General features: G+C 52.2%; 12 protein-coding genes. 4 read left to right on the plus strand and 8 right to left on the minus strand.

All coding sequences use genetic code 11. The annotated features are described in order from the left end of the window. Positions 1-57 precede the first annotated feature (57 nt). The 3 genes from lapB to pgpB form a co-directional block, all read right to left on the minus strand. Positions 58-1,227 (minus strand): lipopolysaccharide assembly protein LapB, encoded by a 1,170-nt coding sequence (lapB, locus tag EX31_RS09865; protein ID WP_013575906.1) that lies wholly within the window; start codon positions 1,225-1,227, stop codon positions 58-60. 6 nt (positions 1,228-1,233) lie between these two features. Then, a complete protein-coding gene (locus EX31_RS09870) occupies positions 1,234-1,545 on the minus strand; it encodes a LapA family protein (protein WP_013575907.1) in 312 nt (103 codons plus the stop codon). Between the two features lie 267 nt (positions 1,546-1,812). Next, positions 1,813-2,568, minus strand: coding sequence for a phosphatidylglycerophosphatase B (gene pgpB / locus EX31_RS09875; RefSeq protein WP_037034466.1), 756 nt, complete (start codon positions 2,566-2,568; stop codon positions 1,813-1,815). A 290-nt stretch (positions 2,569-2,858) separates the two neighbouring features. Here pgpB and ribA point away from each other — a divergent pair, with 290 nt between their 5' ends. Next, a complete protein-coding gene (gene ribA, locus EX31_RS09880) occupies positions 2,859-3,449 on the plus strand; it encodes a GTP cyclohydrolase II (RefSeq protein WP_015690066.1) in 591 nt (196 codons plus the stop codon). 73 nt (positions 3,450-3,522) lie between these two features. Here the strand turns inward: ribA and acnA are convergent, their stop codons facing one another. From acnA to topA, 3 genes are all read right to left on the minus strand, one after another. After that, entirely contained in the window at positions 3,523-6,195 is a 2,673-nt protein-coding gene (gene acnA, locus EX31_RS09885; protein ID WP_037034468.1) for an aconitate hydratase AcnA, read from the minus strand. Positions 6,196-6,386: 191 nt separating this feature from the next. Beyond that, positions 6,387-7,361, minus strand: a complete 975-nt coding sequence (cysB, locus tag EX31_RS09890; protein ID WP_013575911.1) for an HTH-type transcriptional regulator CysB — start codon at positions 7,359-7,361, stop codon at positions 6,387-6,389. A gap of 350 nt (positions 7,362-7,711) precedes the next feature. Then, positions 7,712-10,309, minus strand: a complete 2,598-nt coding sequence (gene topA, locus EX31_RS09895; protein WP_037034469.1) for a type I DNA topoisomerase — start codon at positions 10,307-10,309, stop codon at positions 7,712-7,714. A gap of 463 nt (positions 10,310-10,772) precedes the next feature. Here topA and EX31_RS09900 point away from each other — a divergent pair, with 463 nt between their 5' ends. Further along, positions 10,773-11,024 (plus strand): YciN family protein, encoded by a 252-nt coding sequence (locus EX31_RS09900; RefSeq protein ID WP_013575913.1) that lies wholly within the window; start codon positions 10,773-10,775, stop codon positions 11,022-11,024. A 114-nt stretch (positions 11,025-11,138) separates the two neighbouring features. On the opposite strand, the gene sohB is transcribed toward EX31_RS09900, so the two are convergent. Next, entirely contained in the window at positions 11,139-12,182 is a 1,044-nt protein-coding gene (sohB, locus tag EX31_RS09905; RefSeq protein ID WP_037034470.1) for a protease SohB, read from the minus strand. Between the two features lie 360 nt (positions 12,183-12,542). Here sohB and EX31_RS09910 point away from each other — a divergent pair, with 360 nt between their 5' ends. Together EX31_RS09910 and cobO are read left to right on the plus strand one after the other, a co-directional pair. Then, entirely contained in the window at positions 12,543-13,304 is a 762-nt protein-coding gene (locus EX31_RS09910; RefSeq protein WP_015690068.1) for a YciK family oxidoreductase, read from the plus strand. Between the two features lie 18 nt (positions 13,305-13,322). Continuing rightward, positions 13,323-13,913, plus strand: coding sequence for a cob(I)yrinic acid a,c-diamide adenosyltransferase (cobO, locus tag EX31_RS09915; RefSeq protein WP_013575916.1), 591 nt, complete (start codon positions 13,323-13,325; stop codon positions 13,911-13,913). A 16-nt stretch (positions 13,914-13,929) separates the two neighbouring features. On the opposite strand, the gene cobT is transcribed toward cobO, so the two are convergent. Further along, the gene (gene cobT / locus EX31_RS09920) at positions 13,930-14,973 is read right to left on the minus strand and encodes a nicotinate-nucleotide--dimethylbenzimidazole phosphoribosyltransferase (RefSeq protein WP_037034471.1); all 1,044 of its coding nucleotides are present in this window, start codon (positions 14,971-14,973) and stop codon (positions 13,930-13,932) included. Positions 14,974-14,978 lie beyond the last annotated feature (5 nt).

The following is a 14,978-nucleotide window of genomic DNA, read 5'->3' on the forward strand; positions in this document are numbered from 1 at the left end:
ATTCACGTTGCAGCAAGGCGACAAACGCATCTGCAACCCGAAGTATGACGGGGAAACTTATTGGCCATCCAGGCCCCGGATTGGCTTTATCGTCGCCCAGCCACGGCATGACGGGCAATGCCAGTAAAGTGAATGCGCGGTAAAGCCGCATTTGTGACAGCGATAGCGTGGCTTCGTCCGGATCTGTTCACCCACCATATCCCGCAGCAACACCAGGCTCTCTTTCGCACGCCCTTCTTCCGCATCCGCCAGATGGTAATCCATCAGGTGATGAAACACGCGCATGGTCGGATGGCGTTGCAACTGACGGTTGATATAGTTTTGCGCGGTCTCACGCCCTTCTTCATCCTGGATGATTTCGGCCAGCATCAGTTCTGCTGTAGCGCCGGTATTTTCATCCACACAACGCCTGAGAAACTCGGCCCATGCCAGCGTATCGTCAAGATTCTGGTAACACTCCTGCAGCATCGGCAACGCTTCGCTGACCAGCTCTTTATCCTGCTCCAGCACCCGCTGTAAGGCCTCTGTCGCTTTGCGGTAGTCGCCCTGCGCCAGTAAAATCCGCCCCTGCATAATGGAGACACGGGCACAGAGTTTGTCCGCTGCCGCAGCCTTTTTCAGCAAGCCGGTCGCCTTATCGAAATCTTCAGACACCATTGCCTGCAATGCCAGTTCACACCAGAAATGCGCAATTTCTTTACGGCGGTTTTCTTTGCCGAGCTTGACCAGACGTTCCGCCACATCAATGGCGTTCTGCCAGTCGCTGGTGGCCTGATGAATAATCAACAACTGTTCCAGCGCAAACAACTGGAAATCCTGCTCTTTCACCAGCTGGTTGAACATGTCTTCCGCACGATCATAGAAACCGGCAGCCATGTAATCACGACCCAGTTGCTGTACGGCGAGCAGGCGCTGTTCGAAAGTCAGCGAAGCACTTTCCATCAGCGACTGGTGGATACGGATCGCACGATCGACTTCACCACGGGAGCGGAACAGGTTGCCCAGAGTCAGGTGCGCTTCGACTGTACTGCTGTCCTCTTTCAACATTTCGAGGAACAGATCGACCGCTTTATCCTGCTGATTGGAAAGCAGGAAGTTAACCCCCGCGACGTATTCACGCGACAGGCGGTTAGCATTTTCCTGTTTGTCCTGCTGAGAACTTCTGCGCCCCATGTACCAGCCATAGGCGGCCGCAACGGGCAACAACAGAAACAGCAGTTCTAACATAGAGGGTTATTCCTTGCTGACATCGTAAGATGCTGCTGGCGGCGTAACGACAGCCGCGGGTTCAATTTGCTGCTCCAGGCGTTTGATTTTACGCTGGGCGCGCCCCAGAGACAGACGTACACGCAGGTAGAACAAACCACAGATTATCCAGCCAAGAATAAAACCGGTAGCGAACAGCACAGCAAGCAGTGTAGAAACACGATAGTCACCCTGTGCCAGCAAATAATTGAAGGTCACAGTCTGATCGTTATGGGCACCCAGAGTGATAGAAATCACAACGATGACCAGCAAAAATAAAAAAATCAGCAGATATTTCACATTCATTCCTGTAATGCCGGGTGTACCGGATGAATTATGCCAAAAACTCGCGTCCCGACCTAATAAGTTAGCATTTCCGAACAAAGCAGGGAAACATTGCGGAGGGTTTAAATGCCGTCTGTAGCAACTTCATTCGACTTTAGTATGGTGTCGTGACCACCACGACAATTAAGGCTATGGAATGTATATGGGGATGAAAACCATGAATTAAAGGGTTCACCAGGAACCCCCTGAGATTTCAGACAGTAAGAAATCAAAAAACCGGGATTATTCACGCTCGCTGATTTCCTGGTTTTCTGCCGGTGGTGGCGTTAGCGGCCCGACATAGCGCTCCGTCAACCAGCAGGCCAGCATTACCAGGATCCAGCTGATGCCCAAAGATGCCATCAGGTCGCGTGGCCAGTGCATGCCGAGCATCAGTCTGCTGCCCATCACCACCACCGCCCACACCATCAGCACGGTGACCGTTTTATAGTGTTTACGCCGCCACAATAACCCGACACCGAGTAAAGCCCAAGTTGCGGCAAACATCGTGTGGCCAGAAGGGAATGCGTATCCCGTGTCGTTCTGCCAGCTTTTATTCAGCCAGTGCGGGATTTGCACGTTGTCGCCCAGCACCTCTTTCACCTGCCGGGCACGCGCTTTACTTTTCCGGGCATAAAATTCATCGACGTTCATCTGATGATCCGTCCCCAGCCATGCGACATACGGCCTGGGTTCGCGGACTTCGGCTTTGATAAAGTCTTTAACATACTGACCGGCCAACACGGACAAGGTAATGATCACCACCAGCCCGATGGCCGGTTTAAGCCGAAATCGCAGGCACCACAGAAACCAGCCACAGAGGATCACAGTCGTCATGATGCCCCATGGTTCACTCACCGTTTCCGTGACCCAATAAAGCGGACGCAGCACGGCGGGATTACCACCCGGTGTCCACATCCAGCCGCTTATCCACACTGCTGCGGGCATCAGTAATAAAAGAACAGCCCCGAGAGCGGTGCGCCTGGCGATATCAAACATAGTCATCCCTTCAGTCATGCGTAAAAAGAGTTGGAGTGTATCAACGTTGTGATTGCTTAACATTCCTTTAGCGTGAGTTGTTGAAGAAGCGGTTATAATTCATAAGTTATGAACTAATCGTTCAAATATTCCCGCTAAAATGTGACCCAAACTGTGGCAAAATGATGCCCTGTCGTGATGGAAAGGCACCGATTCCCTATCCAGAGGCCGCATCAGAAAGTAGGATGCGCATCAACAAGTAAAATACTTACTGTAAATAAAGACTATTTGTGGTTTTTTTGGAGCATAAAATGCAGCTGAAACGGGTGGCAGAAGCCAATCTGCCAACACCTTGGGGCGATTTCCTGATGGTGGGTTTTGAAGAATTGGCCACCGGGCACGACCACCTGGCGTTAGTTTTTGGCGACATCACCGGTGAAACACCGGTTCTTGCGCGCGTTCACTCCGAATGTCTGACCGGTGATGCCTTATTCAGCCTGCGCTGTGACTGCGGTTTCCAGCTCGAAGCCGCACTGAATCATATCGCCGAAGAAGGTCGTGGCATCCTGATGTATCACCGTCAGGAAGGCCGTAACATCGGTTTGCTGAATAAGATCCGCGCATATGCCTTACAGGACAAAGGTTACGACACCGTCGAAGCCAACCATCAGCTTGGGTTCGCCGCAGACGAACGCGACTTCACGCTGTGCGCCGACATGTTCAAATTGCTGGGTGTCGATTCCGTACGCCTGCTGACCAACAATCCGAAGAAAGTCGAAATTCTGACTGAAGCCGGTATTAACATTACCGAACGCGTCCCGCTGATCGTCGGCCGCAATCCGGAAAACGAACGCTACCTGTCGACCAAAGCCGCCAAAATGGGCCATCTGCTCGACAAGTAAGGATTTATAGTCCGATCCAAATATTAAGGGCACCTTAAGAAGGCGCCCTTTTTTATTGGCCGGAGAAGCGGTTTTACAGCATTTTGCGGATCACATAATGCAGAATGCCGCCGTTCTGGAAATAGGTCAGTTCGTTGCCGGTATCGATACGACAATGTGCATCAATTGTTTCAGTATGACCATCAGCAAACGTGATATGCACTGCAACATCCTGCCCCGGCGTCAGGGTTTGTAACCCGCTGATGCTGATCTGTTCATCGCCCGTGAGTTTCAGCGTTTTGCGCGTCACACCCTGCGGGAACTCGAGCGGTAAAATCCCCATCCCGATCAGATTCGAGCGGTGAATACGTTCGAATGATTCTGCGATAACCACACGTACCCCAAGCAGACGTGGCCCTTTCGCCGCCCAGTCACGGCTTGAACCTGAACCGTATTCTTTACCGGCAATCACCGCGGTCGGCACACTTTCATGCTGATAGCGCATCGCCGCATCGTAAATCGCCAGTTGGTCCTGCGACGGAATATGACGCGTATATCCGCCCTCCACGCCCGGCACCATTTCATTTTTGATGCGAATATTGGCGAACGTCCCGCGCATCATCACTTCGTGGTTACCGCGCCGCGAGCCGTAGGAGTTGAACGCTTTCGGCTCAACGCCGTGCTGGGTCAGATACAAACCAGCCGGACTTTCGGCCTTGATATTCCCGGCAGGTGAAATGTGGTCGGTGGTCACTGAATCCGCCAGAATCGCCAGAATTCGCGCATCTTTGATGTCTTCCAGCGCATCAGGTTCCGCCTTCATATCACTGAAGAACGGCGGGTGGCGGATGTAAGTGGAATCTTCCTGCCAGGTATAGGTCGGCGTGCCTTCAACCTGAATCGCCTGCCAGCTGGCATCGCCGTTAAACACCTCGGCGTACTCTTTATGGAACATTTCCGTCGTCACCTGCGCAACCGCATTGGCGATATCGTTAGCCGACGGCCAGATATCTCTCAGGTAAACCGGTTTGCCATCAGCACCTTCACCCAGAGGATCCGTCGTCAGATCGACGTTCATATTACCCGCCAGCGCATAGGCCACCACCAGCGGTGGTGAGGCTAGCCAGTTGGTTTTAATCAGCGGATGAATACGCCCTTCGAAGTTACGGTTGCCGGAAAGCACGGCCCCGACGGTTAAATCACCGGCCTTGATCGCCGACTCAATCGGTTCCGGCAACGGCCCGGAGTTACCGATACAGGTCGTACAACCGTAGCCCACCAGATTAAAGCCCAGCTTCTCCAGATGCGGCATGAGACCGGCGGCATTAAGATAATCGGTCACCACTTTGGAACCTGGCGCCAGTGAGGTTTTCACCCACGGCTTACTGGTCAGACCTTTCTCGGCGGCATTCTTCGCCAGCAGACCAGCGGCCATCAGCACGCTTGGGTTTGACGTGTTGGTACAAGAGGTGATTGCCGCAATCACTACCGCGCCGGTGGTCAGCGCATAATGCTGCCCTTCCAGCGTGAAACTTTCTTTATCGCTGCGCCCCGGCTTGCTATTACCCAACTCCAGTTCAGTCGCCGCTTTGAACGCTTTCGGCACATCAGGCAGCGCTACGCGATCCTGAGGACGTTTCGGCCCCGCGAGGCTCGGCTCAACCTCTCCCATGTCCAGCGCAAGCGTACTGGTGAAGACCGGCTCGTCACCGGCGTTACGCCATAAACCCTGGGCCTGCGAATAGGCTTTTACCAGGTCGATTTGTTCGTCGCTGCGGCCACTGAGCTTCATGTAACTCAGTGTCACATCATCCACTGGGAAGAAGCCGCAGGTCGCGCCGAATTCCGGCGACATATTTGCGATGGTCGCGCGGTCAGCCAGCGGCAAATCGGCAAGGCCATCACCATAGAACTCGACAAATTTTCCCACCACGCCGTGTTTGCGCAGCATCTGGGTGACCGTTAACACCAGGTCCGTCGCGGTAATGCCTTCGCGTAATTTACCGGTCAGTTTGAAACCCACAACGTCCGGGATCAGCATGGAAACCGGCTGTCCGAGCATTGCGGCTTCGGCTTCGATACCGCCGCAACCCCACCCCAGGATCCCCAGCCCGTTAATCATCGTGGTATGTGAATCCGTTCCGACCAGCGTGTCGGGATAGGCCATCGTTTTGCCATCCTGCTCTTCGTACCAGACGGTTTGTCCAAGATATTCAAGGTTGACCTGATGACAAATACCCGTGCCAGGCGGCACTACGCGGAAACGATTGAAGGCTTTTTGCCCCCAGCGCAGGAACTGATAGCGCTCGTTGTTGCGCTCCATTTCGAGACGGACGTTCTCACCAAACGCCTCATCATCACCGAATTCATCCACTGTGACGGAGTGGTCGATGACCAGATCAACAGGCGACAACGGGTTTACCTGTTCGACATTCCCGCCGAGGCGTTTTACCGCCTGGCGCATCGCGGCCAGATCCACCACGGCAGGTACACCCGTAAAATCCTGCATCAGTACGCGCGCCGGACGATAAGCAATTTCGCGGTCGGCATGACCGGTTTTCTGCCATTCGACCAGTTCCTGTAGATCGCTTTCTGTGACAGTGTCACCATCAACGTGGCGCAGTAAGTTTTCGAGTAAAACTTTGAGGGATTTTGGCAGGCGCTGAACATCACCCAACGTTTTGGCAGCGAGTGGCAGGCTGTAGTAGTAAAATTCTTTCTCCCGGACTGCCAGCTTATCCAGACTGTTCTTGCGAATAGACGACATAGCTTCTCCTTTAGCGCTCAGCGTGGCCATGAGTAATAACCCGCTGGCTTATAAGTGCATAGTTAAAGATAACACAAATTATCGTTAACATTTTGGTAACAGCTCAAACTGATCATCAGGCAAAAAAAATCCCGCCGCTTCGGTGAGGATAGCGGCGGGATCTCAGGGAGATAAAAATAGAGGATGACGACTTATTTTGTCGGCAGCTTAATGTCTTTGAACATTTCTTCAATGTCTTCGTTGGAGCGCAGGGAAATAGCGGTATCAACCACATCACGAGTCAGGTGCGGCGCAAAGCGCTGGATAAAATCGTACATATAGCTGCGCAGGAATGTACTGCGACGGAAACCGATTTTGGTGGTGCTGTAGGTGAAAATATCACTCGCATCCACGGTCACCAGATCTGGATCCTGAACCGGATCCACTGCCATGCTGGCGATGACACCGACGCCCAGCCCAAGGCGGACATAGGTTTTGATGACGTCAGCATCGGTGGCGGTGAATACAATGCGTGGCGTCAGACCGGCGCGGTTAAACGCGGTATCCAGTTCTGAACGGCCAGTGAAGCCGAAGGTATAGGTCACAATCGGATAAGCTGCCAGTTCCTCAATGGTGACTTTCTCTTTACCTGCCAGCGGATGATCAGGCTGAACCACCACGGCACGGTTCCAGTGGTAGCAAGGCAGCATGATCAGATCGTCATACAGATGGAGCGCTTCGGTGGCGATAGCAAAATCCGCATTGCCCTTTGAAACTGCCTCAGCAATCTGCGTCGGCGACCCCTGGTGCATATGCAATGAAACGCGCGGATAACGCTCGATAAAGCCTTTAATCACATTCGGTAAGGCATAACGCGCCTGCGTATGCGTCGTCGCGACATACAGCGAACCTTTGTCCGGATAGGTATGCTCACCAGCAACAGCTTTGATCGCATCCACTTTAGACAATACTTCACGGGCAATACGGATGATTTCCTGCCCTGCCGGCGTGACCTGTGTCAGATGTTTACCGCTGCGGGAAAAAATCTGGATCCCGAGTTCATCTTCCAGCATCCGCACTTGTTTGCTGATCCCAGGCTGCGACGTGTACAGGCCTTCTGCCGTCGAACTGACGTTCAGATTGTGATTAACAACCTCTACGATGTAGCGCAGTTGCTGCAATTTCATATCTCATACCACCCTGGTTTCAAACCCTGTCGCCATCCCTGTTCATCCGTTGGCTGAACAGTCTGGAAATGATTTTTTATCGACTACCGGAAGTCTGTGAACGCACCGTTTTTATGCCCCAGACGCATTAACTTATTACTTAAGTGCATAAGAATAAATTTTATATAACAATTATATCCATTATTGGCGTCATGTATACCCGAAGAACATAACGATAATCGAGGACTGTCGCAGACTGATAATAAAAACACGCATAACTCCGCGATGATAGATCTTAATGCAATAAAAAAACCAGTCCGGAAGACTGGTTTTTTACAACTGCTTAACAGCTTAACGTATGACGGCGATAATTATTTTTTGCCTTCGACCCACTTACCGTCGACAAAGAAAGCGGTCCAGCCAGTGGCTTTGCCGTCTTTTTCTGAAGATACATACTGCTGCTTGGTTTTACGGCTGAAACGCACCATTGATTTATTGCCTTCCGGATCGGCCACCGGCGCATCGGCCAGATAGCTGAGTTTTTCCGGCAAGCGGTCTTTGAAGCGCTTCAGTTCTTCCACCAGCGGCGCACGGGTTTCGCGCGATTTAGGGAACGTGTTGGCAGCCAGGAATACCCCTGCCGCACCGTCACGCAGCACGAAATAGGCGTCTGATTTCTCACACGGCAATTCCGGCAGCGGAACCGGATCTTCTTTCGGCGGCGCAACGTCACCGTTTCGCAAAATCTTACGGGTGTTTTTGCATTCGTCATTGGTACAGCCCATGTACTTACCGAAACGTCCCATTTTCAGGTGCATTTCAGAGCCACATTTTTCGCACTCAACAATCGGGCCGTCATAACCCTTGATGCGGAACTCACCCTCTTCGATTTCATAGCCATCACATTCCGGGTTGTTACCACAAACATGCAATTTGCGCTGATTATCGATGAGATAGCTGTCCATCGCCGTGCCGCATTTGACGCAACGACGTTTCGCACGCAGCGCGTTGGCTTCGGCTTCATCACCTTCCAGAATGTTCAGCACTTCGGCATCAGCAATCAGGTTGATGGTGGTTTTGCAGCGCTCTTTCGGCGGCAAGGCGTAACCGGAACAACCGAGGAACACGCCAGTGCTGGCGGTACGGATCCCCATCGGACGTCCGCAGGTCGGGCATTCAATGCTGGTCAACACCATCTGATTCGGGCGCATACCGCCTTCTTCCGGGTCTTTCTCAGCAGTTTCCAGCTGCTTACTGAATTCAGTGAAGAATTCATCCAGAACGGCTTTCCATTCCGCCTTGTTGTTGGCGACCTGATCCAGCCCGTCTTCCATACGTGCGGTGAAATCGTAGTTCATCAATTCACGGAAGTTATCTTCCAGACGATCGGTAACGATTTCCCCCATTTTTTCTGCGTAGAAGCGACGGTTTTCAACGTGAACGTAACCCCTGTCCTGAATGGTCGAAATGATCGACGCATAGGTAGACGGACGGCCAATGCCACGTTTTTCCAGTTCTTTAACCAGAGACGCTTCGCTGAAACGCGCAGGCGGCTTGGTGAAATGCTGAGTGGGCAGCAGTTGTTGCAGCTCCAGATCCGTACCCACTTCGATCGCCGGCAAGGTTCTGTCTTCGTCGCCTTTACGCAACGCCGGCATGACTTTGGTCCAGCCATCAAAACGCAGCGTACGACCTTTGGCGCGCAGAGAGTAATCGCCCGCTTTCACCGTCAGCGTAGTGGAGTCGTACTGAGCCGGTGTCATCTGACAGGCCACAAACTGACGCCAGATTAGCTGATACAGACGTTGAGCATCCGCTTCCATATCTTTCAGTTGTTCTGAAATCACGGCCACGTCAGAAGGACGAATCGCTTCGTGCGCTTCCTGAGAATTCTCTTTATTGCTGTATTGCAGCGGCGCTTTCGGCAGGTATTTATCACCAAAATTCTCGCCAATATAGCCGCGCACCATTTCCACGGAGTCCTGACTCAGGTTAGTGGAGTCCGTACGCATATAGGTAATGTGACCGGCTTCGTAAAGACGCTGGGCCATCATCATGGTTTTCTTCACACCGAAGCTCAGACGCGTACTGGCCGCCTGTTGCAGTGTGGAAGTAATGAAAGGCGCACCCGGCTTGCTGCTGGTCGGTTTGTCTTCACGATCCACCACGGTGTAACGCGCTTTTTCAAGCAGCGAAACGGCCGCGTGAGTTTGTTCTTTATTGACCGGTTTGAACGGTTTTTCGAGATGATGCGTGACTTCCATTTGCAGCGCAGTTTCTTTCTTCGCCAGCAAATCCGCATGCAATTCCCAGTATTCTTCCGGCACGAACGCTTTAATTTCTTTCTCACGCTCGACGACCAGACGCACCGCAACGGACTGAACACGACCTGCGGATAAACCACGGGCAATTTTCTTCCACAGCAGCGGAGAAACCATGTAACCCACCACGCGGTCCATGAAACGACGCGCCTGCTGAGCATTCACACGATCAATATTCAGTTCGCCAGGTTCTTTAAAGGCGTTTTGAATCGCGTTCTTGGTAATTTCGTTAAAAACGACACGGCTGAAACGTTTGTCATCACCACCAATCACTTCCCGCAAATGCCAGGCAATCGCCTCTCCTTCGCGGTCAAGGTCGGTTGCGAGATAGATGTGGTCAGCTTTTTCCGCTAACGCTTTTAACTCAGCAACAACTTTTTCTTTACCCGGAAGTATTTCGTATTGTGCTTCCCAACCGTGATACGGATCGACGCCCATGCGATTAACCAGCGCGGTTTTCTCATCCTTTTTTACTTTTTTCTTTGTTTTTTCTTCGGTTGAGTCGGCGGTCTTTTTAGCAGCGGATCCACTGGTCGGTAAATCACGGATATGACCAACGCTGGACTTAACAACGTAGTCATTTCCTAAATATTTATTAATCGTTTTGGCTTTTGCCGGGGACTCAACTATTACGAGAGCTTTGCCCATAATTACCTTTACCTGAATGATTCTTCATCATCTGAAGAAGATTTTGTCTAGTTATGCCGCGGCACAATATCACGTCTTTTTTTATATTGCGGCAGTGAGTCAGAACGTCAACTGATTTCTTTAAAAGAAGGAGCGAACTGACTTCCAGAGGTTCAAAACACTGATTCTGCGAGGGATTAACCAGACAGGGCTCAGCAGAATGCGCCCATTTTTAAGTCAAATAATGACCAAGCGTAAACAAAACATTCCACCTGAAGCCACAAAATCCCACACTCTACCTGATAAAAATCGTCACGCAAACTAATTAACACGGAAAGGCCCTTTTCGCCAATACGCGCGCGTTTTTTATAAAGGCGCTCAAATTATAACCAGAGCGATTAAGCAGATTACCCCCAGCAGATTTGCGGTTTTATCAGCGTCAGGATTACAATAACGTCAGCAATTATAGTGGGGAGTAAATATCATGCACGAAAATACATCGGCAATTAGTCGCGAAGCTTTACTGGTCGAAGCGAATAAGGTTATCCGTGAGCACGAAGATTACATGCATGGAATGCTGGCGACAGAGGTTGAGCAGAAAGGCAATGTGCTGGTTTTCCGCGGGGAGTTTTTCATGGATGAAGACGGTTTACCGACCAGAAAAACCACTGCGGTATTTAATATGTTTAAACACCTGGCTCATCTTTTTTCAGAAAAATACCATCTCGAAGATTGAGATAAAACAATCGCTAATAAAGGTATACACAACCGGTAAACGGCGGGGCTTAATCCGCAGGATTAAAAAGGGACATTCGTCCCTTTTTATTTTATGCCTTGCGAAAAAAATAGATTACAGCAGCGGTTTCTGACTGCGTTGTAACCAGCGCAGGAACAGGCGATCAGCACTCTCTGCCGCGCTGCCGGTGAAACGATCCATCATGCGTTTACGACGACTGTAACGCACTGCAATTACTTCATGATTTTTCATTTCTGCAATCAGTAAATCATCACTGGTACCAATAGCATCAATCAGGCCATTTTCACGCGCCTGGGTACCAAACCAGTGCTCACCGGTGGCTACCGCATCAATGTCCAGCGACGGCCGGTTCTGATGAACAAACTCTTTAAACAGCACATGGGTTTCATTCAGATCTTCACGGAACTTTTCACGGCCTTCTTCGGTATTTTCACCCAGCAACGTCAGGGTACGTTTAAACTCGCCCGCCGTGTGCAACTCAATATCAATGTCATTTCGTTTGAGCAAACGGTTAAAGTTTGGGATCTGCGCCACCACGCCGATCGAACCGATGATGGCAAACGGCGCGGCGACAATCCTGTCCGCCACACAGGCCATCATGTAACCGCCACTGGCTGCGACTTTATCTACCGCGACCGTCAGACGAATACCGCTCTGACGCAGACGCACCAGTTGTGATGCCGCCAGGCCGTAACCGTGCACCACACCGCCCGGGCTTTCGAGACGCAACAACACTTCGTCTTCCGGTGTTGCGACGGCCAGCACCGCCGAGATTTCCTCCCGCAGTGAGGTGACTTCGTGGGCATCCATACTGCCTTTGAAATCGAGTACATACAGGCAAGGTTTGCTTTTCGAACTGCCGGTTTTGGCTTGCAGTTTTTTCTGTTTTGCTTCCGCTTTATCCTTTTTCTTCAGTTCCTTGCTGCGAATTTTAAGTTCGGCAGGGTTCATGCGCGCACTGCGCATTTCACGTTGCATTTCGCGATACTGTTCACCTAAATCGACCAGCTGTAACTCACCTTTGCCGTGAGATTTACGCTGACGGAGGCCGACAAACAACACGACCAGCGCCCCGATGGCGATCACAACGGTCACAACTTTGGCCAAAAATAGTCCATAAAGAGAAAGTAAATCCACACATACCGCCTTTTCAACGTGGTAATAAAACCGTGGTAAGAAAGATCTTAAACATTCTAAACAATCGCCGCACTGACGTCTTGTTCGAAGATGACATCATGACTCAGACGTAAAACAGAGTGCGTCTGTGTTCCAATTTTGTTACAAAAGAGCTGCCCGCTTTTCGGTTAATCATTGAAACTCATGCTCATTTGAGGCATATAAGCGGTGATTGCACCCGAAAAAGCTAAAATTTTCACCAAAATGCCGGACTCTGGTTGAGCGCAATATCTCCCGTTTCCGCCATTTTTGATATGAAGAGCGCCTGATGTGATGACGTCATTTACCGCCACATCGCCGCCCCCCTTAAGAGGACTGACCGTGCATTATCATCCTAAATCCGATTTGCTCAATAACCGTATCATTCTGGTCACTGGCGCCGGCGACGGCATCGGCCGTGAAGCCGCACTGACGTATGCCCGTTTCGGCGCGCAGGTGATTTTACTGGGCCGTACTGAGAGTAAACTGGCCAGTGTGCAGCAGGAAATTGCCGCACGTAATCTGCGACCGGCTTTCATTTATGCACTGGATTTACAGACCGCCAGTCAGCAGGATTGCCAGCGCGTCGCAGATCAAATCGCTGCATGGGTGCCGCATCTGGACGGCGTTTTGCACAACGCCGGATTGCTGACTGACATCACGCCAATGGCTGAGATTAAGTTGCAGGACTGGATGAACGTCATGCAGGTCAATGTGAACGCCACGTTTATGCTGACTCAGTCGTTACTGCCGCTGATGCTGAAATCTGCCAGTTCTTCGCTGGTGTTCACCACGTCCAGCGTCGGACGCGAAGGCCGCAGCGGCTGGGGTGCTTACGCCGTGTCAAAATTCGCCACCGAAGGTATGATGCAGGTGCTGGCCGAAGAACATAAGCATACCGGCCTGCGCGTCAACTGCATCAATCCTGGCGGCACACGCACCAGCATGCGCGCCTCCGCGTTCCCCGATGAAAACAAAGATAAACTCAAGACACCGGCTGATATTATGCCGCTGTATCTGTATCTGATGGGCGATGACAGCCGCCGTAAAACAGGTATCAGTTTTGATGCCCAGCCAGGGCGCAAAGCCGGTCCGGCAGAATAAATAATCACGGAGTCTCTGATGACCGAAGATCGCCATAAACAGCGCCAGCAAAAGCTGAAAGAACAGGTTGATGCGCGCATTGACGCCGCCAAAGAACAGCGCGGAATACTGATTGTATTTACCGGTAACGGTAAGGGCAAAACCACGGCGGCATTTGGCACAGTGACCCGCGCTGTCGGCCATGGCATGCGCGCGGCAGTGATCCAGTTTATTAAAGGTGAATGGCCTAACGGCGAGAAAAATCTGCTCGAGCCTCATGGCGTGGAATTTCAGGTGATGGCGACCGGTTTTACCTGGGAAACGCAGAATAAAGAAACGGATACCGAAGCCTGCCAGGCTGTCTGGCAGCACGGTAAACGGATGCTGGCTGATGCATCATTAGATCTCGTGGTGCTTGATGAACTGACGTATATGGTCAGTTTTGGCTATCTGGATTTGCAGGACGTGGTGGATGCGCTGAAAGCCCGTCCCGCGCACCAGACCGTGATTATCACCGGGCGCGGCTGCCATCGTGATCTGCTGGAAATGGCCGATACCGTCAGCGAACTCCGTCCGGTCAAACATGCGTTTGACGCCGGAATTATGGCGCAGCAGGGCATCGACTGGTAACGCCCTGCTTTTACTTTTAAAGCGCTATCTGACACTCCGCCAGCGTCGCCATTTCGTTATGGACAGCACAGGCAGCATCAATCAGCGGTAACGCCAGCGCCGCGCCGCTGCCCTCGCCCAGTCGTAAATTCAGATCGAAATACGGTTGCAGGCCCAGCGCTTCAAGCGCCAGCGTTGCGCCCTGCTCTGCTGAAATATGCGAAGGGATAAGATAGGGTTTCAGCGCAGGTGCTAACTGACACGCTGCCAGCGCCGACGCGTAAGAAAGGAAGCCATCCAGCACCAGCGGAATCCCCGCCGCCGCCGCGCCAATCATCGCACCCGCCATGGCTACCAGTTCGAATCCCCCGACTTTCGCCATCACATCCAGTGCATCTGACGGATCCGGCTGATTTACCGCAATGGCTTTTTCGACCACGCTGATTTTATGCGCCAGCCTGTCCGGCGGAAGATTCGCACCCAGCCCGACGGTTTGCGCTGGCGCAGCGCCGGTCAGCACCGCCACCATCGCCGCCGCTGGTGTAGTGTTTGCCATCCCGAGCTCACCGACAGCCAGCAGGGATAAACCGTTTTCCGCTTTCGCGATCACCCGTTCCGCACACCAGATCAGTAAAGATTCCGCCTGTTCGCGCGTCATCGCCGGGCCGGTGGCAATATTGCCGGTTCCCTGCGCAACTTTGTGATTCAGCGTACCGGGAATATCCGGCCCAATGATTCCGCAGTCAATCAGCGTCACCTGCGCCCCGGCCACCCGAGCCAGCACAGAAACCCCGGCTTTGCCCTGCACGATGTTCACCGCCTGAATCGCCGTTACCTCCTGCGGGGAGGGTGTGACGCCTTCCTGCCACACGCCATGATCGGCCGCCATCACCAGCACTTCTTTGCTCGGAAAATGCAAAGGCTGATCACCCCGGATGGATGACAGCTGAATCGCCAGTTGTTCCAGGCGGCCAAGACTGCCTAAAGGTTTTACCAGACTGTCGAGCCGCGCAGCAGCCGTTTGTGCGGCCTGTGCATCGGGTTCAGCAATCTGACGGATAATATTGGCCAGAGAAGCCATCGGGT

Origin of the sequence: Rahnella sp. WP5 (assembly GCF_000745615.1) — a bacterium.
GTDB lineage: Bacteria > Pseudomonadota > Gammaproteobacteria > Enterobacterales > Enterobacteriaceae > Rahnella > Rahnella aceris.